Below are 22683 nucleotides of genomic sequence, written 5' to 3'. Positions count from 1 at the left end.
ATGACTTATGGAGACCTCGGAAACACGGGCCGTCACAGGGTTAACGAACCGTTGCGGATGATCCTTCAGCGAGCGGAATTCCAGGGATGGCTGATCTCAAACTGACGCTCGTGGTGGCTTGCGCGCTGGTCGACGCCGACAAGCGCGTCCTGATCGCGCAGCGCCCCGAGGGCAAGACGCTGGCCGGCCTCTGGGAATTTCCCGGCGGCAAGTGTGAGCCCGGCGAGCGGCCGGAACAGAGCCTGATCCGCGAACTCCACGAGGAGCTCGGCATCAGCGTCGCGGAGCCCTGCCTGGCGCCGCTGACATTCGCGAGCTACGGCTACGAGACCTTTCACCTCCTGATGCCGCTCTACATCTGCCGGCGCTGGGAGGGACAGGTCACGCCACGCGAAGGCCAGACCCTGGCCTGGGTTCGCGCCAACAAGCTGCGCGACTATCCCATGCCGCCCGCGGACATTCCGCTGATCCCGCATTTGATCGATTTACTGATGTGAGCTCGGACCTCATCCTGAGGAGACCGCGCAGCGGTCGTCTCGAAGGATGGCTGCGGATGAGAGCCGGGCCTGCATGGTTCGAGATGGCGCCGACGCGCCTCCTCACCATGAGGAGTTACGTCCCTCCCGCCTTCTTCACCGCCTCCGCCAGGCTCGCCTTCGCTGATCCGGGCTTGAGCGGCTGCTGCTGGCTCGCATGCGGGGCCCAGCCTGAGAGCCAGATGATGTCGAATGTCGCACGGATGCGGCCGTCGGCATCGGCAAAGCGTTCCGCGTAGATTTCAGCCATCCGCAGCAGCGTCGATCGCCGGCTGGGCGTGCGTCGCCGTTCGATCAGCACATTGGCGGCGCCCATGCGCCTGATATCCTGCATCAGCGCGAAGGCATTGCCATAGCGCACCACGACGCGGTCGACATCGGTGACCGGCAGCGCAAATCCTGCCCGCTGCAACAGCGCGCCAACGTCGCGTAAATCGGCAAACGGCGCCACACGCGGCGAAACACCGCCCTCGCATTCGGCCTCGGCGGCGGCAAAAGCCTGGCGCAGCTCGGTCAGGCTGTCGCCGCCGATCATCGCCGCCAGCAGAAGGCCGTCCGGCCTCAGCGCGCGACGGATTTGCGCGAGCACCCCCGGCAGATCGTTGACGAATTGCAGCGCCAGCGCCGAGACCACGAGGTCGAGGCCCTCGGGCGCAAAGGGCAGCTTCTCCGCACCCGACGTATCGAGCTCAATGCGCTCGATCGAGGGCAGTCGCGCGCGCAACACGGCGAGACCCTCGCCGGGCGTCCAGAGATCGGCCGCTGTACGAAACTCCCGCATCACTGCGGCCAGCCGGTCGGACATGTCCTCGGCGACCCGATCCAGCAGGAAGCTCACGGCACCTTGCGCCTGCGCGCGGCGCTGTCGCGCGTGCAGCAAAGCACGGTCGAACAGAGCGGGCGCGGTTTGCGGGGTTGTGGCCATGGCGCTGGTTACGCCGATCATGCTGGTTCTGGCAATCCACTGCGCGCGGCGCTAGCCTTGCCTCGTGGAGGCCGACGCCGGCCCCCGTGTTCCAAACTAGCAATGCGCACCAGGTCCGCGGCGCCGGAGCGTCAAACGATGATCACCTGTTATCTGCGATACGAGATCCCCCCGGACAAGCTCGCCGAATTCGAAGCCTATGGCAGGATGTGGCTGGAACTGGTGCCAAGATTCGGCGGCATCCACCACGGGTACTTCCTGCCATCGGAAGGCGCGAGCGACGTCGCCCTCGCAATGTTCAGCTTCCCGAGCTTCGCGGCGTACGAACAATATCGGAAGGACAGCGCCGAAGATCCGGACGTCCAGAAAGCGATCGAATTCGCAAGGCAAACGCGCTGCTTTCGCCGTTATGAGCGATCGTTCTTCCGGCCCGTGCTGCCGAAAGAGCCGTAGGCCGGGCGCGGACGAGAACAGCCCATTGGCTTGAGCGTGGCGCAGGACGGCGCTAGCCTTGCCCAATGGGCGCCGAGGCATCACCACCACGCTCCATTTCCAGCCATCTGCGCGGCGCGCTCGAGGCCTGCCGCGGGGTATTGGCCCATCTGCCACGGCTCGCGCTCGACATCGCGCTGCCGACGCTGTGCGTGTCCTGCCGCGAGCCGGTCGATGGCGAGGGCGTGTGCGCTTCGTGCTGGGCGCGGCTGTCGTTCATCGAACGGCCCTACTGCCCACGGCTCGGCATTCCCTTCGTCTATGACCCCGGCCCCGACATGCTATCGATGGAGGCCATTGCGAGCCCGCCGGCCTACCAACGGGCGCGCGCTGCGGTGCGCTATGACGACGTCGCGCGCACCCTGGTGCATGCGCTGAAATACCAGGACCGCACTGATCTCGCGCCGGCCATGGGGCGCTGGATGGCGCGGGCGGGCGGCGAGTTGCTCGCCGGCGCCGACATGCTGGTGCCGGTGCCCCTGCATTGGCGGCGGGCCTGGCGCCGCCGCTACAACCAATCCGGCGCCCTGGCACGCATCATCGAGCGGCAGAGCGGGGTGAAAGTGAAAGCTGAGGTGCTGCGCCGGGTACGCGCCACCGAGCAGCAGATCGGCCTGTCGCGGGCCCAGCGCGCCACCAATGTGCAGGGCGCATTCCAGGTATCCCCGGACCGTCAGGCGGACGTCCAGGGTCGGCGCATTGTCCTCATCGACGACGTCCTGACGTCGGGTGCGACGCTGGATGCCTGCGCGCGAGCCCTGCTCCGGGCCAAGGCGGCGCAAGTGGACGTGCTGGTGTTTGCCCGGGTTGTCGAGAGCCGGTGAAGTCCCATATAATTCAATGAATTCATGACATGAAAGCGCCAGACAAGATGACCGCTGCTGTCGAGATCTACACCAGGCCGGGCTGCGGCTATTGTTCCGCCGCCAAGTCGCTGCTGACCCGCAAGAAGGCGACGTTCACGGAGTTGGATATCGCCAAGAACCCGTCCTGGCGCCAGGAGATGTACCATCGCTCCGGCGAGGGCTCGACCTTCCCGCAGATCTGGATCGGCGGAACCCATGTCGGAGGCTGCGACGAACTCTACGCGCTCGATCGTGAAGGCAAGCTCGACGCCATGCTCGAAAGCGTCAAGGCGGAGTCATGAGCGACAACAGGACCTTCACGGCAGCGATGGTGCAGATGCGCACCGGCCTGATGCCCGAGCCAAGCCTCGCGCAGGCCACCAGGCTGATCCGCCAGGCTGCGGCCAATGGCGCCGACTACGTGCAGACGCCCGAAGTCAGCAATATGATGCAGCTCAACCGCAAGGCCCTGTTCGAGCACCTCCAGAGCCAAGACGACGACAACTCGCTGAGGGCGTACCGGGCGCTCGCGGCCGAACTGAAGATCCACATCCATGTCGGCTCGCTGGCGCTGCGCTTTTCGGACGAAAAAGCGGTCAACCGCTCGTTCCTGATCGGGCCCGAGGGCAATGTGCTCGCGAGCTACGACAAGATCCACATGTTCGACATCGAGCTCCCTGACGGCGAGAGCTATCGCGAATCCGCCAATTACCAGCCGGGCGAGACGGCCGTGATCTCCGACCTGCCCTGGGGCCGCGTCGGGCTGACGATTTGCTACGATGTCCGCTTCCCCGCGCTCTACCGCGCGCTGGCCGAAAGCGGCGCGTACTTCATCACGGTGCCCTCGGCCTTCACCCGCAAGACCGGTGAAGCGCATTGGCACGTGCTGTTGCGTGCGCGCGCGATCGAGACCGGTTGCTTCATCTTCGCCGCGGCGCAGGCAGGGCTGCATGAGAACAAGCGGGAGACCTATGGCCATTCGCTGATCATCGATCCCTGGGGCGAGATCCTCGCCGAAGGCGATGTCGAGCCCGGCATCATCATGGCACAAATCGATCCGGCCAAGGTCGAGACCGCGCGCCGCGCGATCCCCTCGCTCCAGCACGGCCGCCGCTTCGGCGTCGCCGACCCCAAGGCCGGGCCGGACCACCTGCATCTGGTGCGGGGATCGGCATGATCCGCTACGCGCTCCGCTGCGACCGGAGCCACGACTTCGAGAGTTGGTTCCAGAGCTCGGCCGCGTACGATTCTCAGGTGAAGCGCAGGCTCGTGACTTGTCCGATCTGCGGCTCGGCCAAGGTCGACAAGGCGATCATGGCGCCGCGCATCGTCGGCAAGAAGGGCCGCGGACGCGCCACGCCGCCGCCTGAGCCCACCGCCACGACGACCGCGCCCGAGGCTGCGCAATCCGCACCGACCTCGCTGTTGATGGCGCAGGAGCGCGAGCTGCGCGCCAAGCTCAAAGAGCTGCGCGATCACATCGTGAAGAACGCCGACAATGTCGGTGAGCGATTCGCCAATGAAGCCCGCGCGATGCATTACGGCGACAAGGAGCACCGTCCGATCTACGGCGAAGCCTCGCCCGACGAGGCCAAGTCGCTGATCGACGAAGGCATCGAGGTGTCGCCGCTGCCGACGCTGCCGGAAGATCGGAATTAGACTCCCACCAGCACCGCCACGCCGAGCACGATCAGCGCGATGCCGATAATTTCGCGCGGCGCGATCGGCTGCTTGAACGAGTAATAGGCCACGCCTTGCGCGAACAGCACCTCGATCAAGGCCAGCGTGCGGACATTGGCGGCGGCGGTCAGCGCGAACGCCAGGAACCAGAACTGCGAGGCGAAGGCGCCGGTGAAGCCGGCCAGCATTGAGGGCCGCCACATTGAAAGGATGCCCTGAAGCACCTTTGGCGCGCGCCAGAGCAGATAGATCGTCAGGATCAACGTCTGCACGAACAGGCCGAGCACCAGCGTGAACGATGCCGCCGTCACGAACGAGACATCAGGCACGTTGATGATGGCGCCGCGGAAGCCGACCGCTGACAACGCGAACGCCGCCGCCGCGACGAGACCGGTGATGGTCGGCTTCAATTCGGCAAAACTCTTCTCGCCACCGGGCCGTAGCGCGGTGATGACGACGCCGATTGTCGCGATCACGATCGCCAGAACCTTGAGCCATGTCAGATGATCGCCGAGGAAGACGAAGCCGAAGATGGCGGTCTGGATCGCCTCGGTTTTCAGATAGGCCGTCGTCACCACGAAGGAGCGGTCGTTCATGGCGAGCAGCATCAGGCCGGTCGCGACGATCTGGCTGAGCGCGCCGAGCAGCAGCCACGGCCAGAACACACCGGGCGGCATGCCGAGATGATCGCCGGTGGCAACCAGCACCACTGCCAGGAACAGGAGCGAGAACGGAAAGCCGAATAGGAAGCGGATATTGGTCGCGCCCCAAGTCCCCAGCGGCTTTGTCAGTGACCGCTGCATCGCATTGCGCGCGACCTGGCCGAGCGCGGCAATGACGGTGAAGGGAATCCAGAGGCTGGCGATGGTGAACATGGGGAAATGGGTGGGAGGGCCAATGATTGCGGCCAACCTGCCGCTAGCTGTTCAATGGGTCAACCACACGAACGTCATGGGAGCGATGCTATCGCCAAATTCATCGTCGTCCTGGACAAGCGAAGCGCAGATCCAGGACCCATTACCCCTGGGAGTGGTTTGGCGAAGACTCGAGATTATCTGTCTCGCGCCACAACTTCTCCCAGGGGTAATGGGTCCTGGCTTTCGCCAGGACGACGCCGAATGTTTGGAAGCAGCAACGCCTCACACCATGCCTTCCGCCACCACCATGTAGTTCACGTCCATGTCTGACGAGAGGGTCCATTTGTCGGCGAAGGGTGAGTAGACGACGCCCGTCTGCTCGGTGATGACCAGGCGGTTGTCGAGCAGGTATTTCGTCAGTTCGTCGGGGGTGACGAATTTGTTCCACTCGTGGGTGCCGCGCGGCAGCCATCGCAGCACATATTCGGCGCCGACGATGGCGAGCGCAAAACTCTTCCAGTTCCTGTTCAGCGTCGAGACCACCATCAACCCGTTCGGCTTCAGCATCGCGGCGCAGCGCTTCAGGAAAACGCCGACGTCGACCACGTGCTCGACCACCTCCATCGCCAGCACGATGTCAAAGCGCTCGCGCGGGTCGATCTCCTCAACCGTGGTGCAGCGATAGTCGATCGCGAGATGCGCCTTGTCGGCATGCAGCTTCGCGGCCGCGATGTTGCTGACCGACGGATCGACGCCGATGACCTGCGCACCCAGGCGCGACAGCGGCTCGCAGAGCAGGCCGGCGCCGCAGCCGATATCGAGCACGCGCAGACCGCCGAGGCAGTTGAGGCTGCGCAAATTGCGCTCGAACTTGCGGCAGGCGGCATCGCGGATGTAGCCGAGCCGCAGCGGGTTGATCCGGTGCAGCGGCGCCATCTTGCCGTTGGGGTCCCACCACTCGGCCGAAAGTTTTGAGAATTTCGCGATCTCGGCGGCGTCGACGGTCGAGCCCGGCTGCGGGCTTGCGGTAGCGGAAGTATTTTGCTGCATGCTCATGGGTTGCGCGCGGTCCTACCGCGTGGTGATCGAACTGCGGAAGGCGAGCGGCGAGGCGATGGTCCGGATGGTTTCGCGACCTTCCCCAACGCCATTGATGGTCACGTCGCCATAGTTGAGAATACGTCCGAGAATGGTCTGATTCACATCGACGCTCTCGACCTTATCCAGCGCCATCTCGAAGGTGCGGCGCTTGATGAAGCCGGTCTTGTGCACGACCCGCAAATTGGTCACGTCGGTCTCGGTGGTAAAGCGATGGAACCAGCCCTTCACGGTCCAGTACAGCGCCGCCAGAGCCACTAGGCCGGCCGCGACCAGACAGAGCAGGACGAGCCCCTCGACGATGGTTTGCCGGGACAGGACGAACAGGACCAGCGCCACGATCCAGGCCAGGATCGCCGGAAAATAGAAGATCCAGTGCGCATTGGTCGAATACAGCACCCGCTCGCCCGGTTGCAGGATCTCGTCGATGTAACGCGCCATGACCTCGAATAACCCATTGCCCGGATTGGCCCGCGCAGGAACCTGCTTGCCCCCGGCCCCGCCCCTCTGTATACGCGCGGTCGGTATCGCAGGCACCCGTCCAGCGCGGGTCACCATACTTATCCTTATGAGGGAATGCACGCGTCGTCATGAGCCGCCTCGTGATGAAATTCGGCGGCACATCCGTCGCCAACATCGAACGTATCCGCAACGTCGCACGCCATGTGAAGCGTGAGGTCGACGCCGGCCATGAAGTGGCCGTGGTCGTCTCGGCGATGTCCGGTAAAACCAACGAGCTGGTGGCCTGGTGCACCGAGGCCTCGCCGATGCACGACGCACGCGAATACGACGCCGTGGTCGCCTCGGGCGAACAGGTGACGTCCGGCCTGCTTGCCATCGTGCTTCAGGGCATGGGTATCCAGGCCCGCTCCTGGCAGGGCTGGCAGATCCCGATCACGACCAGCGACGCCCATGCTTCGGCCCGGATCGAGGGCATCGACGGCAGCGAGATCATCAAGCGCTTCAGGGAGCGCAAGGAAGTCGCCGTGATCGCCGGCTTCCAGGGCATCAACCCAGAGACCAACCGCATCACCACGCTTGGCCGCGGCGGCTCCGACACCTCGGCCGTGGCGATCGCCGCCGCCGTCAAGGCGGACCGCTGCGACATCTACACCGACGTCGACGGTGTCTACACAACCGATCCGCGAATCGTGCCGAAGGCGCGCCGGCTCGACAAGATCGCGTTCGAAGACATGCTGGAGCTGGCCTCCCAGGGCGCCAAGGTGCTCCAGGTCCGCTCAGTGGAACTCGGCATGGTCCACAACATGCCGATTTTCGTCCGCTCGAGCTTCGACAAGCCCGAGGATATCGACCCGCATGCCAACCAGCCGCCCGGCACGCTGATCTGCAGCGAGGAGGAGATCATGGAAAGCCACGTCGTCACCGGCATCGCCTTTTCGAAGGACGAGGCCCAGATCTCGGTACGCCAGATCGAGGACAAGCCCGGCGTGGCCGCGTCGATCTTCGGCCCGCTCGCCGATGCTAACATCAACGTCGACATGATCGTGCAGAACGTCTCCGAAGACGGCAAGACCACCGACCTCACCTTCACGGTCCCGGCCGCCGACTATACCAGGGCCAAGGAGACGATCACCGCGGCCAAAAGCCAGATCAATTATGCCCGGCTCGACACCGCGACCGACGTTGCCAAGATCTCGGTGATCGGCAGCGGAATGCGCAGCCATGCCGGCGTCGCCGCCCAGGCGTTCTCGGCCCTCGCAGGACGGAATATCAACATCCGGGCCATTACAACCTCCGAGATCAAGTTCTCGGTTCTGATCGACACCGCCTATACCGAGCTTGCGGTGCGCACGCTGCACACGCTCTACGGTCTCGATCAGGCGTAGGCTAATTTTCTCTTAGCGGTCGCAGCAAACGCTGAGGTCTCCACACTTTCGCGTTTGGCAGGCGTTTTGCTTGGCAAAACAAGCCCCAATTCGCTATACGGCGAACAGGGTGGGCTGCCAGAAACTGTGCCCCAGTTGAGGCGGTGCTGATTCGGCCCAGGCAACCGCCGGGGCCGGCGCCGGACGAGCAAATTTGTTGTTTTTCTGGATTTCTGGGCGAGCCGCCGCGGGCCCTTTCGGCCCCGGCTGACGAAGGAGATTGACGGTTCATGCGGAGCGCGTCGGGAGGTCCCCGCGTCTTGTTGAGACGGCTCCGCGAAACCATGGCGGAGCAGGTCTCGGCCCAGGAGCGGCTGGACAAGATCGTGGTGCTGATCGCCGCCAACATGGTGGCCGAGGTGTGCTCGGTCTATGTGCTGCGCGTCGACAACACGCTCGAGCTCTATGCCACCGAAGGCCTCAACCGCGAGGCGGTGCACCACACCGTGCTCAGCGCCCATGAGGGCCTTGTCGGCCTGGTCGCCAGCGAGGCAACCCCTCTCAACTTGAACGACGCGCAGAGCCATCCGGCCTTCTCGTTCCGCCCGGAGACCGGCGAAGAGATCTACCACTCCTTCCTCGGCGTGCCGATCCTGCGCGCCGGCAACACGCTCGGCGTGCTGGTGGTGCAGAACCGCGCCAAGCGCAACTATGTCGAGGAGGAACTCGAGGCGCTTCAGACCACGGCGATGGTGCTGGCGGAGCTGATCGCCTCAGGCGAGCTGTCCGCGCTGGCCCAGCCGGGCCATGAGCCCGCCGCGCGCCATTCGGCGCAGAAGGTCGGCGCCATCCTGTCGGAAGGCATCGCGCTCGGCCACGTCGTGCTGCACGAGCCGCGCGTCGTCATCAAGGACTACATCGCCGAGGACCTGCCGAAGGAGATCAAGCGGCTCGACACCGCGCTCGCCAAGCTGCGCGCCGATCTCGATCGCATGCTGGAGCGCGGCGACGTCGCGGAAGGCGGCGAGCATCGCGAGGTGCTGGAAGCCTACCGCATGTTCGCCAACGACCAGGGCTGGTCGCACAAGCTGCACGAGGCGGTCGCCACCGGCCTGACGGCGGAAGCCGCCGTCGAGCGTGTGCAATCCGACACCCGCGCGCGCATGCTGCGCTCGACCGATCCCTATTTGCGCGACCGGCTGCATGATCTCGAGGATCTCGGCTATCGCCTGATGCGGCAACTGGTCGGCCAGGATCACGCGCCGTCACGCGAACAATTGCCCGACAATGCCATCGTCATCGCGCGCGCGATGGGCCCGGCGGCGCTGCTCGACTACGACCGCAAGCGCCTGCGCGGCATCATATTGGAAGAAGGCACCGCCAATTCCCACGTCTCGATCGTGGCGCGCGCGCTTGGCATTCCCGCGGTCGGCGAAGTCCCGAACGCGCCTGGTATCGCCGATCCCGGCGACGCCGTCATCGTCGACGGTACCTCCGGCATGATCTATGTGCGCCCATCGCAGGAGGTCGAAGCGGCCTTCGCGGAGCGCGTGCGCTTCCGCGCCCGCCGCCAGGCGCAGTATCTGGCGCTGCGCGACCTGCCCTGCGTCACCAAAGACGGCCAGAAGGTCGAGCTGATGATCAATGCGGGTCTCGCGATCGACCTGCCGCACATCGAGGACACCGGCAGCGCCGGCATCGGCCTGTTCCGCACAGAGCTGCAATTCATGGTCGGCCAGAGCCTGCCGCGCACCAGCGACCAGCTCGCGCTCTATCGCACCGTGCTGGATGCCGCCGGCACGAAGCCCGTCACCTTCCGCACCCTCGACATCGGCGGCGACAAGGCGCTGCCTTACATGGAGGCGGTGATCGAGGAGAATCCCGCGCTCGGATGGCGCGCGATCCGGCTCGGGCTCGACCGTCCCGGGCTGTTGCGCGGCCAGATCCGCGCCCTGCTGCGCGCCGGCGGCGGCCGCGCGTTGCGCATCATGTTCCCGATGATCTCGGAGGTGGGTGAATTCGATTCGGCGAAGGCGCTGGTCGAACGCGAGCTGACCTATCTGCGCCAGCACGGCCACACACTGCCGGAGCGGATCGACATCGGCACCATGGTCGAGGTGCCGGCGCTGCTCTATCAGCTCGACGAGCTTCTCAAGAAGGTCGACTTCATCTCGGTCGGCTCCAACGATCTGTTCCAGTTCCTGTTCGCGGTCGACCGCGGCAATGCAAAGGTCTCCGAACGCTTCGACACCATGTCGGCGCCGATCCTGCGTGCGCTGCGCGACATCGCGCGCAAGTCGCAGGAGGCGAAGAAATCGCTGTCACTCTGCGGCGAGATGGCCTCGAAGCCGATCGGCGCACTGGCCCTGATCGCGATGGGCTATCGCTCGCTGTCGCTCTCGGCCACCGCGCTCGGCCCGGTCAAGGCGATGGTGATCGATCTCGACGCCAAGAAGGCCGAAGCGATGCTCGGCCCGTTGCTGGACGCGCCCGCCGGCAGCGTCTCGATCCGGCAGAAGCTGACGGAATTTGCCGAGGCTGAAGGCCTGGCGTTGTAGCGGGCCTGTCGCCCCTTCCTGCCGCCTCGCCCTTTCCCGCATTTTGAGACTGAACCGATGTCGTCACTCCCCGAAGCCAAACTGGACGTCCTGCTCGCGCATCACGCCTCGCTCGAAGCCGAATCGCTCGGTCAGCTCGCCTCCGAACGCTATGTGCAGATCACGCGTGAGCTCGCCGAGCTCACGCCATTGATCGAAGCGGTCAAAACCTATCGTTCGGCCGTCAAGGAGCTCGCCGACACCGAGGCGCTGATCGCCGATCCCGCGACCGATGCCGAGATGCGCGCCATGGCGGAAGCCGAGCGCGACGAGCTGACGCCGAAGATCGAGGATCTGGTCCAGAAAATCCGCGTCGCGCTGCTGCCGAAGGACGCCATGGACGACCGCAACGTGGTGCTGGAAATCCGCGCCGGCACCGGCGGCGACGAGGCTTCGCTGTTCGCCGGAGATTTGTTCCGGATGTACGAGCGCTTCGCGGCCCTGCAGGGCTGGAAGGTCGAGGTGATCTCGGCGAGCGAAGGCAGCGTCGGCGGCTACAAGGAAATCATCGCCGAGGTGCAGGGCCGCGGCGCGTTCTCGAAGCTGAAGTTCGAGTCCGGCGTGCACCGGGTGCAGCGCGTGCCGGACACCGAGACGCAGGGGCGCATCCACACATCCGCCGCCACGGTCGCCGTAATGCCCGAGGTCGAGGAGGTCGATGTCGAGATCCGGAACGATGATTTGCGTATCGAGACCATGCGCGCCGGGGGCGCCGGCGGCCAGCACGTCAACAAGACCGAATCGGCGATCCGCATCACCCACATCCCGACCGGCATCGTGGTGATGATGCAGGACAGCCGCTCGCAGCACAAGAATCGCGCTTCTGCCATGAACATCCTGCGTTCGCGCATCTACGACGCCGAGCAGCAACGCCTCGACGCGGCGCGCTCGGCCGAGCGCAAGGAGAAGGTCGGCTCCGGCGACCGCAGCGAGCGCATCCGCACCTATAATTTCCCGCAAGGACGCGTCACCGATCACCGCATCAATTTGACGCTCTACAAGCTGCCGCAGGTGATGGCGGGCGAAGCGCTGGGCGAATTGACCGACGCGCTGACCACCGAGCACCAGGCCGCGCAGCTCGCCGCCCAGGGCGCGGCGGCGTGAGGATCTGACGTCGCGTCAGGCCCCGCTGGAGGCGCGGAACGACTTCAGGAGCCGGCTCAATGCCGGGCTCGCGGCGCGGCGGAGCTCCTCGAGGTTCTTGCGCGAGAGCGCCTGGAGCTTTTGCTCACCCTTTTTCGTCAGCTTGAGATGAACGCGTCTGGCGTCTTCAGGGTCGGCAATGCGGCTGACCAGCCCAAGCTTCGCGAGGCGGTTGATCAGTTCCACGGCGGAGTGATGCCGGATCAGCAGAAACCGCGCGACATCACCGATGCTCGCGGGACCCGGACGCACGAAGCCCTTGATCCCAAGCAGCGCCTGATGTTGCGTCGGCGTCAATCCCTGCTGTGCTGCGGCTGCCTCGCTGAACGCCAGAAAGCTTCGGATCTGGTAGCGGAACTGCGCCAGCCCAGCATAGTCGGAGTCGCGCATCGTGCGGCGGCGTGAAGCCCGCGCAGGTATCGCCGCCGTCGACCGTTGCGCCTTCTTCGCCTGAACCATGCCGTGCCCCTCCGTTCTTGCCACTCGGCAACGCGGGCAGCCCAGCCAAAAGTAGCAAGCAGCAGCGCCGGGACCAACCAGCGGGAACTCCGGATACACAGCTATCCGTCGATCTATTCGAAGCTGGACAGCAGGATCTTCACCAGGATGACCTGGAACGCGATCGGGATGCGGACGCTTTTCCGCCGGATCGAGCGCTGCAGCGCGCCGGCAATCTCGGCGCTGGTCAAGGCACCCGCGGATGCATTGCCAATCAACTCGCCCACATCTGCGACAGCGAGCCTCCGGGCGGGATCACCGGCTTGATCGTCACGCCACAGCCCTGCGCCCAGTCGATGATTTCCCTCATCGTGTGAGGACCGCAATTGCGCGCGGTCGCGAGGCGTTCGGCCGTCAGCGCAAGCAGCAACTCGCGCGAGGGCGACCAATTCCCCTTCGGCGGCTGCTCGGCAGTGAGCTCGACCGCGAGCTCCTTGAGGACGTTCTGGGCGCGCACGCTCAGCTTCTGCATCGGACCGGGTGCGCGCTTCGCCTGAGCGGGGCCGACGGCGGGCCCGCGCCGGCCGGCCGGCCAATTACGCGGATCCGGCATGCGCGACGCATCGCCGGATTGCGGTGTCGCCCGCTGCCCGTTCGCCTCTTCCACCGGCCACGCCGCCTCCTGCCGCCCCGCACCTTGCGGCCATGACCGTCGCTTCCGGGTACCCGCCACTGTCGTCTGCCGCGCCATTTTTCTCGCCGAACCCGCCAGCCTCGTACTCACAAAGGCTAATATATATCGTGATACGATATGTTTTCACGAGATAATTTTCGGCGTTCGACCAAAGGCGAAATTGACAGAAGGCGTTCACAAGCAATGCTTGCGCCCAGGAGCTACACGCGGATGTGACGTGCCCGGCGCGGGCAGGCCCTCGAGGCCGGCCGCCGCCGGACAGGTCGTGCTTTGCCTGCAAACAACAACGATGTTCGGAGGAAACGATCATGACTGACAATCTCGTCCGCCGCGGCCTCTCGCGCCGTGGCCTGCTTCAGACCACCGCGGGCCTCATCGGCGGCGCGGTACTGCCGGGAATGCCGGCGTTTGCCGAGGACAAGCCGGCGATCGGCTCCTACCCCGCGGGGGTTTCGGGCTCCACCGCCTTCATCGGCATCTCAGTGCCGCGCACCGGCACCTATGCCGTGCAGGGTGAAGACGAGCTCAAGGGCTACCAGCTCGCGATCGAGCACATCAATGACGGCCATGAGCTGATCAAGAAGATCTCGCCCAAGACCAGCAAGGGCGTGCTCGGCAAGGAGCTGAAGTTCGGCGTCGCCGATTCCGCGGCCAAGCCGAACGAGGCGGTGCAGGCGCAGCAGCGCTTCATCAGCGAGAACAAGGCGATCATGATCACCGGCGGCACGTCGAGCGCCGTTGCGGTGGCGCTGAACAAGCTCGCCCAGCGCGAACATGTGATTTTCGTATGCGGCATTTCCGGCTCGAACGACACCACTGGCAAGGATTGCGTCCGCTACGGCTTTCGCCAGAACTTCTACGGCCAGACTGCGGCTGCAGCGATCGGCCCGGTGATGGTACGTGAGTTCGGCAAGGGCAAGAAGGCGGCGTATCTGACGCCCGACTACACCTACGGCCACACCGTTACCAAGTCGATGCAGGACTTCCTCGCGACGGCCGGCTGGACCACCGTGACCAACCAGGTCGCCCCGCTCGGCGCCCCCGACTACTCCTCGTACCTGCTGAACGTCGCGAATTCCGGCGCCGACGTGCTCATCAACGTCAACTGGGGCCACGACGCCGTGCTGTCGACCCAGCAAGCCAAGCAGTTCGGCGTGCTCGACAAGATGAAGCTGGTCGTCCCCTACCAGGTGCCTTTCATTGCGCGCGAGACCGGCGGCCTGATGCAAGGCGTCTACGCCGCCACCGACTATTGGTGGACCATCGAAGACAAATTCCCGCTGGCCAAGATTTTCAACGAAGCCTTCGAGAAGAAGTACGGCTACAAGCCCGAATGGGGCGCGGAGAACGCCTATGTCAGCTTCGCGCATTGGGCGCACATGTGCGAGCAGGCCGGCAGCTTCAGTCCGCCCGACGTGATCAAGGCCTACGAGAAAGGCGAGACGATCCCCTCTCTCGTCGGCGACGTGCATTACCGTCCCGAGGACCATCAGTGCGTTCGCCCGGTGATCATCGTCAAGGGCAAGCAGCAAAAGGACATGAAGAACAAGGAAGACTGGTACGATGTCGTCGAGATTGTCCCGGGTGAGGGCCTGATGCAGAAGCCCGACGCCTTCGGCTGCCATCTCGGCGACTACAGCTGAGACCTCGCTAATTCCTGTGACGCCGCGGACTGCACTCCGGTCCTGCGGCGTCACCCTTTTTGGACGCGCACCCTCGCGCGCCACAGCAGCGATTGTCGCATGATAAGTTGGCCCAACCTCGTTTCACAGCTTTTCAACGGGCTCGCGCTCGGCGCCCTGCTCGCGCTGATCAGCTCCGGCCTGACCATCATTTACGGCACGCTCGGCGTGCTCAACCTCGCGCACGGCGCGATGTTCATGATCGGCGGCTATGCCGGCTTCGTCGCTTATCAGTACACGGAATCGTTCATCCTTGCGGTGATCGCGGGCTCGCTGTTCGTGATGCTGCTCGGCGTTCTCATGGAACGCGTCATCATCCGCCATTTCTATCATCGTCCGCACGAGGATCAGCTGCTCGTGACGTTCGGGCTCGGCATCTGTTTCGTCGAGCTCGTGCGCCTGATCTTCTCGAGCCAGTCGCAGCTGGTGCCGCCGCCGGCGCTATTCCAGGGCATCACCAATCTCGGCTTCATGTTCTATCCGACCTACCGCCTGGCCGTCGTCGGCATCGTCGCGGTCGCGCTCGGCGCACTGTTCATCGTCCTCTACCGGACCCGGCTGGGCATGATTGTGCGCGCCGGCATCGAGGATTCGGTGATGGTCGATTCGCTCGGCATCAATGTCTATCGCGTCTTCATGGTGGTGTTCGGCATCGGCGCAATGGCCGCCGGTTTTGCCGGCATCGTCAACGCGCCGGTGGTGTCGCTGACACCGGGCATCGGTGACGACATCCTGGTCCAGACCTTCGTGGTGGTGGTGATCGGCGGCGTCGGTTCGTTCCCGGGCGCAATTCTCGGCGGCCTGATCGCCGGCGAGATCATCAGCGTCACCTCCATGTTCAACCCCGGCTATGCCTATGTGATGCTGTTTGCGGCGATGACGCTCGTACTCGTGGTACGACCGCATGGCCTGCTCGGCGTCCAGGGCCGCGAGTAAGCGATCACCTGATGCTCAAGCAACGCCCGTTCCTGATCGAAGCCCTGACTGCGATCGGCTTGATCGCAGCCCCCTTCGTGCTGCCTCATCTCGGCTTCGCGCCGAACACCGTGAACAGGATCCTGGTCTGGGGCCTGTTCGGGCTCGGCTTCGACATCCTGTTCGGTTTCACCGGCCTGCTCTCGTTCGGCCAGTCCGCCTTCTACGGCACCGGCGGCTTCGTCGCCGCCTACCTGCTGACGCGCGCGGGCTTCGGCAACGTGCTGGGTGCGCTGGTCATCGGCATGATCGCGGCCGCCGCGACCGGCTATCTGATCGGCCTGATCGCGTTGCGCCGCACCGGCATCTACTTCGCGATGATCACCGTGGCGATCGCGGAAGTGTTCTTCTTCGTCGAGTTCAATCCGCTTTCCGATTTCACCGGCGGCGAAAACGGCCTGCCCGGCGTGCCGACGCCGAGCTTCGATCTCGGCTTGACCACCATCCACTTCACCGATGGCTGGTCGCTCTATCAGTTCATCGCGCTGTGCTACTTCGTCGGCGTCGTCATCGCCCTCAGGATCGTGCGCTCGCCGGTCGGCGCGATTCTGAGTGCGATCCGCGACAATCCGCTGCGCGCCACGGCCGTCGGCCACAACATCCATGGCTACAAGCTGACCGCCTTCGTGATCGCAGCCGCTTATGCGGGCTTCGCCGGCGGACTGCTCGGCGTGCTCCAAGCTTTCATGCCGCCCGACGCCTTCACCTTCGACACCTCGGGCCAGCTCGTGATGCAGACGGCCATCGGCGGCAGGGGAACGTTGTTCGGACCGCTGGTCGGCGCAACCGTTTGGCTCTTCCTTCAGGACTTCCTCCAGTCGGCGCTCGGCCTCGGCGCGGCCTGGAAGCTGGTGCTCGGCGTCGTTTTCGTGCTGCTGGTCTGCTTCCTGCGCGGCGGCATCATCGGCGGTCTTGCCGATCTCTACCGCCTCGTCTCGGGAAAGCGAAAGCAGACGGACGCGGAGATGGACCAGGAGGCCGCTGACGCCGCGGCCGCGCTGCAACCCCCACCGGCTCCGATGCAGGCCAAGGAAGTCGAGCATCCCGCCTATTCCGGGCCGATCCTGAAGGCCACCGGCCTGACCAAACGCTATGGCGGCCTCGTCGCCAACAGCGACATCGATTTCAGCGTCAATCAGGGCGAGCTGCGCGGGATTATCGGCCCCAACGGCGCCGGCAAATCGACCTTCTTCAAAATGCTGACCTGCGAGATCGCGCCGAGCTCCGGCCAGATCGTGTTCGAGGGGCGCGACATCACGGGATTAAAGATCACCGAGGTCTGCCAGCTCGGCCTCACCAAGAGCTACCAGGTCAACCAGCTCTTCACCGGGTTGACGGTGCGGCAGAACCTGACGATCGCCGCGCTGGCCGAGCTGCGTGGAAAATTCCGGCTCGACCTGTTCCGCAAGCTCTCCAGCGTCAAAGGCTTGACGGAGCAGGTGGAGCACACGCTTGCCCTCGTCAATTTGAGCCGCCGGGCCGACACGCCGGTATCCGAGCTCGCCTATGGCGAGAAGCGCAGACTGGAAATCGGGCTCGCGCTCGCCACCTCGCCGCGCCTGCTGCTGCTCGACGAACCGCTTGCGGGCATGAGCCCACGCGAGCGCGTCGAGACTGTCAAGCTGCTCAAATCGATCGCGCGCGGGCGCACCATGATCATCATCGACCACGACATGGATTCGCTGTTCGAGCTGGTCGAGCGCGTGACGGTGCTCCAGGAAGGCAAGGTGCTACTTGACGGCACGCCGGAGGAAATCAAGGCCAACGCTGCCGTGCAGGAAGCCTATCTCGGCGGAGTTCACGGAGAGATCGCCGCATGAGCCTGATCGAGGTCAACGGCCTGAACAGCTATTACGGCGACTCCCACATCCTGTTCGACGTCGCTATGCGCGTCGAGCGTCATGAGGTGGTGGCGCTGCTCGGCCGCAACGGCGCCGGCAAGAGCACGACGCTGAAGAGCCTGATGGGCGTCGTGACGCCGCGTAGCGGCAGCGTGAAGTTCGACGGCATTGATATCGCCGGGCGAAAGAGCCACAGAATCGCCCAGGCCGGCATGCAGCTCGTGCACGAGGAACGCCGCATCTTCGGCAGCCTGTCGGTGGAAGAGAATATCCTGCTCGCCGGCATCACTGCGCCGAAACGCTGGCCGCTCGACCGCATTTACGAGATGTTTCCGCGGCTAAAGGAGCGGCGCAGCAACCGCGGCACCGAGCTGTCCGGCGGCGAACAGCAGATGCTCGCTATCGCGCGGGCGCTGGTGCGCGATCCCAAGATCGTGCTGCTGGACGAGCCGTTCGAAGGACTCGCGCCCGTCATCGTCCACGATCTCGTCAAGGCCTGCCGCGAGCTCGCCGCCGCCGGCCAGACCATCGTACTGGTCGAGCAGAATTTGGCGGCGACGCTGGCGCTGGCGACGCGGATCTACATCATCAACAACGGACACATCGTGCACGAGGGGCCGGCGCGGGAGCTTAAGGCCCAGCCGGAGCTGCTCCAGCGCTATCTCGGCGTCTAGAGTGCGGCGATCATTCGCCTGGCGTGAGCGGCGAGCACCGTCATGTCCTCCTTGTGCGTCTGCGCTGGCAGCAGCTCGATTCCGGCCCTGACAGGCATGACGTGCATGTGCAGGTGAAAGATCACCTGACCGCTGGCGGGCTCGCTGAACTGCTGAAGGATGATGCCCTCGGCGTCGAACGCCTTCATCGCGGCAATCGCGATTCGCTTGGCGGTTCGGGCGACCGCGGCGAGGTCGTCATCCGCGATGTCGAGGATGCCGCGGGCCGGCGCCCGGGGAACGACCAGCGTGTGCCCGGGCGAACGCGGCATGATATCGAGGAAGGCGAGGCTGTGGTCGTCCCGGAAAACCTCGAAGCAGGGGACCTCGCCGCGCAGGATCTTTGCGAAGACGTTCTGATCGTCGTAGGGCGTCATGGACCCTCCTTCATTGCGAGGCGGGATCTGACGCGCTCCTTTCCGTTGACGCAAGCAAGCCAGCCGATCTATCCACGATGCCAGGCAGGATGGTTCCATTGGCGACAGATTTCGATCCCGGACATAGCATCGAGAGTGCGCGGCGCGCGCTTGCGGCACGGCTGCAATCGGCCGGCATCGAGCAGCCCGCCCTCGATGCGCGCCTGCTCGTCGGGGCTGCGCTGAGGCTTGATCTGACCGGCATGGTGACGCAGGCGGCCCGGCAACTCGCACCTGAAGAGGCTGCGCGGCTGGAAGCATATGCGCAACGCCGGCTCGCGCATGAGCCGGTCGCCCGCATTCTCGGCGCCCGGGAATTCTGGGGCCTGCCGTTCCAGCTGTCCGAGGCCACCCTGGTGCCGCGGCCGGACACCGAGACCGTCGTCGAGCTGGCACTCGAAATCTTTCGCGAGCGGCAAGCCTCCCATCAGATGCGCATCGCCGATATCGGCACCGGATCCGGCGCCATCCTGCTCGCGTTGCTGCACGAAATTCCCGGCGCCTTCGGCGTCGGCACCGATCTCAGTCTGACCGCGCTCAAGACCGCCAGAGACAACGCCGCGGCTCTGGGCCTCGCCGACCGCGCCAGCTTCGTCGCCTGCTCCTATGCAGCGGCGCTCCGCGGCCCGTTCGACCTCGTCGTGTCGAACCCGCCCTACATCCCGTCGGCGGAAATTCCGAAACTGAGCATCGAGGTGCGCGAGCACGATCCGCATCTGGCGCTCGACGGCGGCAATGACGGTTACGACGCCTATCGCGCCCTGATCCCGCAGGCGAGCGAACGTCTCGCCCCCGGCGGAGCACTGATCGTCGAGGCCGGACAGGGCCAGGCCCGAAATATTGAAACCTTGATGATTGCTGCCGCGTTAGTCGTGGACAGGCCGCCCAAGGCCGATCTGGCGGGCATTCCCCGGGCGGTTTCGGCCCGGAAAATGCCCCCATAAAAGCCGGATTGGGCTGCAAAAAACCTCTTGGAATATCCCTTGGGAACGACTACCTTCCGATCAACACATCGGTGCCGGCCCCGTAGACCTACGGGCGAAAGCCGGGCTCTCGGGCGAGAGCTTACTGATAATGGTTCCAAGCCGCAGGTCCTGTTGAGCGCGATGGCCATTTGAGCTGCGCTGCTTACCGACCGCAACGTGAACGAAAGCCTGATATTGCGCTTGAAGACTTACGCAACAAAGCAGGGCTTGTTTCGGCAGGCGATATGAATGGGTTCGCTGGCGATGGATGCTGGCGGTGGGGAACGCGTCTTTTGTTGAACGCGACGGTCGACGAACATCGGCAGGGATCAATCCGCTCTTGCGTGCGGTTGCGCGCAAGCGATGTGAACCGCTGTCATCAGGTCACTCTCGGCAATCAGTAATGCGTGCAACCTTTAGGGCTGGAATTAAAGGCAGGACATGAGAAACGGTCAGAACAAGCAGCGGATGCGCAACCGCAACAACAATAATAATAACAATAACAACAATAATAACCGGCGCGGCCAGAACCCGATGACCCGGGTCTACGAGTCCAACGGACCCGACATCAAGATCCGCGGCACGGCTTCGCATATTGCTGAAAAGTATCTCCAGCTTGCGCGCGACGCGCGCTCCTCCGGAGACCCCGTTGCGGCCGAGAACTACTACCAGCATGCCGAGCATTATTTTCGCCTGATCGCGACGGCTCAGGAACAGTTCCGGCAGAACCAGCAGCCACGCGGCGACGAGCCCATCAGCAACAGCAGCGGCGACGACGGCGAGGACGATGGCGAGAATTTCTCGAACTTCGGCCAGGAGCCGGGTTTTGTCCCACAGCCGCCCCCGCCGCCCTTCACGCGCGACCGCGACGGCCAGCGCGATCATCAACCGCGTGATCATCAGCCCCGCGACAACCACTATCAGCGCGACAACCAGCAGCCGCGCGAGCATCGCGAACGCGACCATCGTCCGCAGCCGCAATATCAGCCCCAGCCCCAGCCGCAACCGCTGCCGCTGAACCAGCCCCAGCCCGTCGTCACCGAGGCCGTCAGCGTCGATCGTCTGCCCTCCTTCATCACCGGCCCGCAGCCGCAGGTGAGCGGTGGCGCGCCCGGCCAGGCCGGCTTCGAGGGTGGTGGTGGCGAGCGCTTTCCGCGACGACGCCGCCGGCCGAATGGCCCGCGCCCCGAGCGCGAAGCCGCGCCGGCCGCCTCGAGCGACGAAGTGGCTCCCGGCGAGTAAGCCGCATTCACACGTTATCTTGCGCCAGATACCCTGACCTGAATCGTCCCGGCATGTCCGGGACGATTGTTTTTAGCCGCGCGTCGCCGTCGTCGAGGACGGCACCAGCACCGGCTTCGCCAGCGAGGGAATCAGTCGCGCCCGCTCGCGCTTGGCGGGGATCGCGCGGTAGACCTGCTTGGTCGCCTCGACGATGTGCACGCCGGCGAAAGGCAGCGACAGCGCCGCGCCGGCCCGCTCCCACATCTGTGCGGATTTCAGCACCCAGCCGCCGGCATAAGGCGGCATGAACAGCGCCTCGCCCCAGGCGGTCGGCGTGAACCAGGTCTGGCGCAACAGGTCGGTGATCTGCGAGCGCGAATAGGGCCGACCGTGACCGAACGGCGTGCTGTCGGTGCGGGTCCAGACCCCGCGCCGGTTCGGGATGACCGCAATCACACGACCGGACGGCGACAGCACGCGCCACGCCTCGCGCAGCAGCGCGGCCGGATCGTCCGACATTTCCAGTGCGTGGACCAGCAGGATGCGATCCACCGCGGCGTCGGGAAGCGGCAGCGAGAACTCATCCACCAGCGAGGCGAGCGCCGGCCGTCCCGTCGGCCATTTCAGGACGCCCTGGGCCGACGGCATGAAGGCGATGCAGCGCTCCGCATCCTCGCGGAACAACCCGAGATAGGGCGTGGGATAGCCGAAGCCGAGCACCCGCTGGCCGTCGACGCGCGGCCAGCGCTCCCGAATGCCGCGATTGATCATTTGCCGCGCCACAATCCCGAGGCGACGGGAGTAGAACTCGCGGAGGTCGACGACATCAATGGTCATGATCGCAATGTAACATGCACGAGGTGGCCCCCGCGCGCGGAATATTGCATTGCCTGCGCAACGTTAACGCCATATTTGTCTGACGGAGCTGAGCGCGATCGGAGATGACATGGCCGCCGAAATTCGTACTTTCACCTGTTTAAACGACAATTTCGGTTATCTGATCCATGATGTGGAAACCAAGGCGACGGCGTCGATCGACGCGCCGGAGGCCGGCCCCATCGTGAGGGCGCTCGAGCGCGAGGGTTGGCAGCTCACCGATATCCTGATCACCCATCATCATGGCGATCATGTCGGCGGGGTCGCCGAACTCAAGCAGAAATACAATTGCCGCGTCGTCGCGCCGCATGACAAGACGACCAAAATCGCAGACGTCGACCTGCGCGTCGCCAATGCCGAAATCGTCAAGGTCGGCAGCTTGCTGGGGCGCGTATTGGAGACGCCGGGCCACACGCTCGACCACATCTCCTACGTGTTCGACACCGAGAAAGCGCTGTTCGCCGCCGACACGCTGTTCTCGATCGGCTGCGGCCGCGTGTTCGAGGGCACCTATCCGATGATGTGGGATTCGCTTCTGAAGCTGCGCGCCCTGCCCGACGACTTCAAGCTCTATTGCGGCCATGAATACACGGCTTCCAACGTCAAGTTCGCGCTGACCGTCGATCCCGACAATGCGGCGCTGCAGGCGCGCGCGGCGGAGGTGGCGAAGCTGCGGGCCGAGAACAAGCCGACCATTCCCTCGCTACTTGGTGACGAGAAGCGCACAAACGTGTTCCTGCGCGCCGACGAACCATCGGTCGCAGCCAGGCTGCACATGAAGGGCGCGGATGCCACCGCGGTGTTCGGCGAGCTGCGCGAGCGCAAGAATAAATCTTGAAGAACAAATCCTGACGATCAAA

General features: G+C 64.7%; 24 protein-coding genes. 16 read left to right on the top strand and 8 right to left on the bottom strand.

The window, feature by feature from the left end; all coding sequences use genetic code 11:
* Window positions 1–86 precede the first annotated feature (86 nt).
* The gene (locus FXB41_RS03310) at window positions 87–497 is read left to right on the top strand and encodes a (deoxy)nucleoside triphosphate pyrophosphohydrolase (RefSeq protein ID WP_007599192.1); all 411 of its coding nucleotides are present in this window, start codon (window positions 87–89) and stop codon (window positions 495–497) included.
* 115 nt (window positions 498–612) lie between these two features.
* On the opposite strand, the gene FXB41_RS03305 is transcribed toward FXB41_RS03310, so the two are convergent.
* The gene (locus tag FXB41_RS03305) at window positions 613–1482 is read right to left on the bottom strand and encodes a methyltransferase domain-containing protein (RefSeq protein WP_007599189.1); all 870 of its coding nucleotides are present in this window, start codon (window positions 1480–1482) and stop codon (window positions 613–615) included.
* 117 nt (window positions 1483–1599) lie between these two features.
* Here FXB41_RS03305 and FXB41_RS03300 point away from each other — a divergent pair, with 117 nt between their 5' ends.
* The 5 genes from FXB41_RS03300 to FXB41_RS03280 all read left to right on the top strand — a co-directional run bounded on the left by FXB41_RS03300 (window position 1600) and on the right by FXB41_RS03280 (window position 4457).
* Complete coding sequence (locus tag FXB41_RS03300) at window positions 1600–1914, top strand: NIPSNAP family protein (protein WP_007599187.1); 315 nt, start codon at window positions 1600–1602, stop codon at window positions 1912–1914.
* 65 nt (window positions 1915–1979) lie between these two features.
* Complete coding sequence (locus tag FXB41_RS03295) at window positions 1980–2777, top strand: ComF family protein (protein WP_007599185.1); 798 nt, start codon at window positions 1980–1982, stop codon at window positions 2775–2777.
* 47 nt (window positions 2778–2824) lie between these two features.
* Complete coding sequence (grxC, locus tag FXB41_RS03290; RefSeq protein WP_219679549.1) at window positions 2825–3100, top strand: glutaredoxin 3; 276 nt, start codon at window positions 2825–2827, stop codon at window positions 3098–3100.
* On the top strand, window positions 3097–3975 hold the full coding sequence (locus FXB41_RS03285) for a carbon-nitrogen hydrolase family protein (RefSeq protein ID WP_007599182.1): 879 nt from the start codon (window positions 3097–3099) through the stop codon (window positions 3973–3975). The genes grxC and FXB41_RS03285 overlap by 4 nt, the downstream gene beginning before the upstream one ends.
* Window positions 3972–4457 (top strand): DUF1178 family protein, encoded by a 486-nt coding sequence (locus FXB41_RS03280; RefSeq protein WP_219679447.1) that lies wholly within the window; start codon window positions 3972–3974, stop codon window positions 4455–4457. The genes FXB41_RS03285 and FXB41_RS03280 overlap by 4 nt, the downstream gene beginning before the upstream one ends.
* Here the strand turns inward: FXB41_RS03280 and FXB41_RS03275 are convergent.
* The 3 genes from FXB41_RS03275 to FXB41_RS03265 form a co-directional block, all read right to left on the bottom strand.
* The gene (locus FXB41_RS03275) at window positions 4454–5353 is read right to left on the bottom strand and encodes an EamA family transporter (RefSeq protein ID WP_007599180.1); all 900 of its coding nucleotides are present in this window, start codon (window positions 5351–5353) and stop codon (window positions 4454–4456) included. The genes FXB41_RS03280 and FXB41_RS03275 overlap by 4 nt on opposite strands.
* A 264-nt stretch (window positions 5354–5617) precedes the next feature.
* Window positions 5618–6391, bottom strand: a complete 774-nt coding sequence (gene ubiG, locus FXB41_RS03270) for a bifunctional 2-polyprenyl-6-hydroxyphenol methylase/3-demethylubiquinol 3-O-methyltransferase UbiG (RefSeq protein WP_007599179.1) — start codon at window positions 6389–6391, stop codon at window positions 5618–5620.
* Between the two features lie 15 nt (window positions 6392–6406).
* The gene (locus FXB41_RS03265) at window positions 6407–6874 is read right to left on the bottom strand and encodes a PH domain-containing protein (protein WP_007599178.1); all 468 of its coding nucleotides are present in this window, start codon (window positions 6872–6874) and stop codon (window positions 6407–6409) included.
* A gap of 149 nt (window positions 6875–7023) precedes the next feature.
* On the opposite strand from FXB41_RS03265, the gene FXB41_RS03260 reads away from it, so the two are divergent.
* From FXB41_RS03260 to prfA, 3 genes are all read left to right on the top strand, one after another.
* Window positions 7024–8280, top strand: coding sequence for an aspartate kinase (locus FXB41_RS03260; RefSeq protein ID WP_027515136.1), 1257 nt, complete (start codon window positions 7024–7026; stop codon window positions 8278–8280).
* 269 nt (window positions 8281–8549) lie between these two features.
* On the top strand, window positions 8550–10817 hold the full coding sequence (gene ptsP / locus FXB41_RS03255; RefSeq protein ID WP_007599176.1) for a phosphoenolpyruvate--protein phosphotransferase: 2268 nt from the start codon (window positions 8550–8552) through the stop codon (window positions 10815–10817).
* A 57-nt stretch (window positions 10818–10874) separates the two neighbouring features.
* Window positions 10875–11960, top strand: coding sequence for a peptide chain release factor 1 (gene prfA / locus FXB41_RS03250; protein WP_007599175.1), 1086 nt, complete (start codon window positions 10875–10877; stop codon window positions 11958–11960).
* Window positions 11961–11975: 15 nt separating this feature from the next.
* Here prfA and FXB41_RS03245 read toward each other — a convergent pair whose 3' ends face one another.
* On the bottom strand, window positions 11976–12458 hold the full coding sequence (locus tag FXB41_RS03245) for a MarR family winged helix-turn-helix transcriptional regulator (RefSeq protein WP_007599174.1): 483 nt from the start codon (window positions 12456–12458) through the stop codon (window positions 11976–11978).
* Between the two features lie 253 nt (window positions 12459–12711).
* On the bottom strand, window positions 12712–13188 hold the full coding sequence (locus tag FXB41_RS03240; protein ID WP_246648568.1) for a hypothetical protein: 477 nt from the start codon (window positions 13186–13188) through the stop codon (window positions 12712–12714).
* 251 nt (window positions 13189–13439) lie between these two features.
* On the opposite strand from FXB41_RS03240, the gene FXB41_RS03235 reads away from it, so the two are divergent.
* The 4 genes from FXB41_RS03235 (at window position 13440) to FXB41_RS03220 (ending at window position 18303) form a co-directional block, all read left to right on the top strand.
* On the top strand, window positions 13440–14774 hold the full coding sequence (locus FXB41_RS03235; protein ID WP_219679445.1) for a substrate-binding protein: 1335 nt from the start codon (window positions 13440–13442) through the stop codon (window positions 14772–14774).
* 99 nt (window positions 14775–14873) lie between these two features.
* Window positions 14874–15749, top strand: coding sequence for a branched-chain amino acid ABC transporter permease (locus tag FXB41_RS03230; protein ID WP_007599169.1), 876 nt, complete (start codon window positions 14874–14876; stop codon window positions 15747–15749).
* 11 nt (window positions 15750–15760) lie between these two features.
* The gene (locus FXB41_RS03225) at window positions 15761–17608 is read left to right on the top strand and encodes a branched-chain amino acid ABC transporter ATP-binding protein/permease (RefSeq protein WP_219679444.1); all 1848 of its coding nucleotides are present in this window, start codon (window positions 15761–15763) and stop codon (window positions 17606–17608) included.
* Complete coding sequence (locus tag FXB41_RS03220) at window positions 17605–18303, top strand: ABC transporter ATP-binding protein (RefSeq protein ID WP_219679441.1); 699 nt, start codon at window positions 17605–17607, stop codon at window positions 18301–18303. Before FXB41_RS03225 ends, FXB41_RS03220 begins: the two co-directional genes overlap by 4 nt.
* Here FXB41_RS03220 and FXB41_RS03215 read toward each other — a convergent pair.
* Complete coding sequence (locus FXB41_RS03215) at window positions 18300–18719, bottom strand: HIT family protein (protein WP_219679439.1); 420 nt, start codon at window positions 18717–18719, stop codon at window positions 18300–18302. The two genes, FXB41_RS03220 and FXB41_RS03215, sit on opposite strands and share 4 nt — an antisense overlap.
* 89 nt (window positions 18720–18808) lie before the next feature.
* Between FXB41_RS03215 and prmC the strand changes: the two genes are divergently transcribed.
* Window positions 18809–19702: a peptide chain release factor N(5)-glutamine methyltransferase gene (gene prmC / locus FXB41_RS03210; protein WP_219679437.1), complete on the top strand. Its 894-nt coding sequence runs from the start codon at window positions 18809–18811 to the stop codon at window positions 19700–19702.
* Between the two features lie 462 nt (window positions 19703–20164).
* Window positions 20165–20965 (top strand): DUF4167 domain-containing protein, encoded by an 801-nt coding sequence (locus tag FXB41_RS03205; RefSeq protein WP_219679435.1) that lies wholly within the window; start codon window positions 20165–20167, stop codon window positions 20963–20965.
* Window positions 20966–21037: 72 nt separating this feature from the next.
* Here the strand turns inward: FXB41_RS03205 and FXB41_RS03200 are convergent, their stop codons facing one another.
* Window positions 21038–21784 carry a class I SAM-dependent methyltransferase gene (locus tag FXB41_RS03200; protein WP_007599158.1) on the bottom strand — a complete coding sequence of 249 codons (747 nt, stop codon included), beginning with the start codon at window positions 21782–21784 and terminating at the stop codon, window positions 21038–21040.
* A 109-nt stretch (window positions 21785–21893) separates the two neighbouring features.
* Between FXB41_RS03200 and gloB the strand changes: the two genes are divergently transcribed.
* Window positions 21894–22661, top strand: a complete 768-nt coding sequence (gloB, locus tag FXB41_RS03195) for a hydroxyacylglutathione hydrolase (RefSeq protein ID WP_007599156.1) — start codon at window positions 21894–21896, stop codon at window positions 22659–22661.
* Window positions 22662–22683: the final 22 nt, after the last annotated feature.

The organism is Bradyrhizobium canariense, assembly GCF_019402665.1.
GTDB classification, from domain to species: Bacteria; Pseudomonadota; Alphaproteobacteria; order Rhizobiales; family Xanthobacteraceae; genus Bradyrhizobium; species Bradyrhizobium canariense.
This window is presented reverse-complemented; position numbering and strand designations above follow the sequence as displayed.

Bases quoted from the DNA above. Each gene is read 5' to 3' on its own strand.
- FXB41_RS03295 (WP_007599185.1), top strand. From the start codon at position 1,980: ATGGGCGCCGAGGCATCACCACCACGCTCCATTTCCAGCCATCTGCGC.
- FXB41_RS03215 (WP_219679439.1), bottom strand. From the start codon at position 18,719: ATGACGCCCTACGACGATCAGAACGTCTTCGCAAAGATCCTGCGCGGC.
- FXB41_RS03200 (WP_007599158.1), bottom strand. From the start codon at position 21,784: ATGACCATTGATGTCGTCGACCTCCGCGAGTTCTACTCCCGTCGCCTC.
- prfA (WP_007599175.1), top strand. From the start codon at position 10,875: ATGTCGTCACTCCCCGAAGCCAAACTGGACGTCCTGCTCGCGCATCAC.
- prmC (WP_219679437.1), top strand. From the start codon at position 18,809: ATGGTTCCATTGGCGACAGATTTCGATCCCGGACATAGCATCGAGAGT.
- FXB41_RS03235 (WP_219679445.1), top strand. From the start codon at position 13,440: ATGACTGACAATCTCGTCCGCCGCGGCCTCTCGCGCCGTGGCCTGCTT.
- ptsP (WP_007599176.1), top strand. From the start codon at position 8,550: ATGCGGAGCGCGTCGGGAGGTCCCCGCGTCTTGTTGAGACGGCTCCGC.
- gloB (WP_007599156.1), top strand. From the start codon at position 21,894: ATGGCCGCCGAAATTCGTACTTTCACCTGTTTAAACGACAATTTCGGT.
- FXB41_RS03230 (WP_007599169.1), top strand. From the start codon at position 14,874: ATGATAAGTTGGCCCAACCTCGTTTCACAGCTTTTCAACGGGCTCGCG.
- FXB41_RS03260 (WP_027515136.1), top strand. From the start codon at position 7,024: ATGAGCCGCCTCGTGATGAAATTCGGCGGCACATCCGTCGCCAACATC.
- FXB41_RS03245 (WP_007599174.1), bottom strand. From the start codon at position 12,458: ATGGTTCAGGCGAAGAAGGCGCAACGGTCGACGGCGGCGATACCTGCG.
- ubiG (WP_007599179.1), bottom strand. From the start codon at position 6,391: ATGAGCATGCAGCAAAATACTTCCGCTACCGCAAGCCCGCAGCCGGGC.
- FXB41_RS03285 (WP_007599182.1), top strand. From the start codon at position 3,097: ATGAGCGACAACAGGACCTTCACGGCAGCGATGGTGCAGATGCGCACC.
- FXB41_RS03225 (WP_219679444.1), top strand. From the start codon at position 15,761: ATGCTCAAGCAACGCCCGTTCCTGATCGAAGCCCTGACTGCGATCGGC.
- FXB41_RS03300 (WP_007599187.1), top strand. From the start codon at position 1,600: ATGATCACCTGTTATCTGCGATACGAGATCCCCCCGGACAAGCTCGCC.
- FXB41_RS03205 (WP_219679435.1), top strand. From the start codon at position 20,165: ATGAGAAACGGTCAGAACAAGCAGCGGATGCGCAACCGCAACAACAAT.
- FXB41_RS03220 (WP_219679441.1), top strand. From the start codon at position 17,605: ATGAGCCTGATCGAGGTCAACGGCCTGAACAGCTATTACGGCGACTCC.
- FXB41_RS03310 (WP_007599192.1), top strand. From the start codon at position 87: ATGGCTGATCTCAAACTGACGCTCGTGGTGGCTTGCGCGCTGGTCGAC.
- FXB41_RS03280 (WP_219679447.1), top strand. From the start codon at position 3,972: ATGATCCGCTACGCGCTCCGCTGCGACCGGAGCCACGACTTCGAGAGT.
- FXB41_RS03240 (WP_246648568.1), bottom strand. From the start codon at position 13,188: ATGGCGCGGCAGACGACAGTGGCGGGTACCCGGAAGCGACGGTCATGG.
- grxC (WP_219679549.1), top strand. From the start codon at position 2,825: ATGACCGCTGCTGTCGAGATCTACACCAGGCCGGGCTGCGGCTATTGT.
- FXB41_RS03275 (WP_007599180.1), bottom strand. From the start codon at position 5,353: ATGTTCACCATCGCCAGCCTCTGGATTCCCTTCACCGTCATTGCCGCG.
- FXB41_RS03265 (WP_007599178.1), bottom strand. From the start codon at position 6,874: ATGGCGCGTTACATCGACGAGATCCTGCAACCGGGCGAGCGGGTGCTG.
- FXB41_RS03305 (WP_007599189.1), bottom strand. From the start codon at position 1,482: ATGATCGGCGTAACCAGCGCCATGGCCACAACCCCGCAAACCGCGCCC.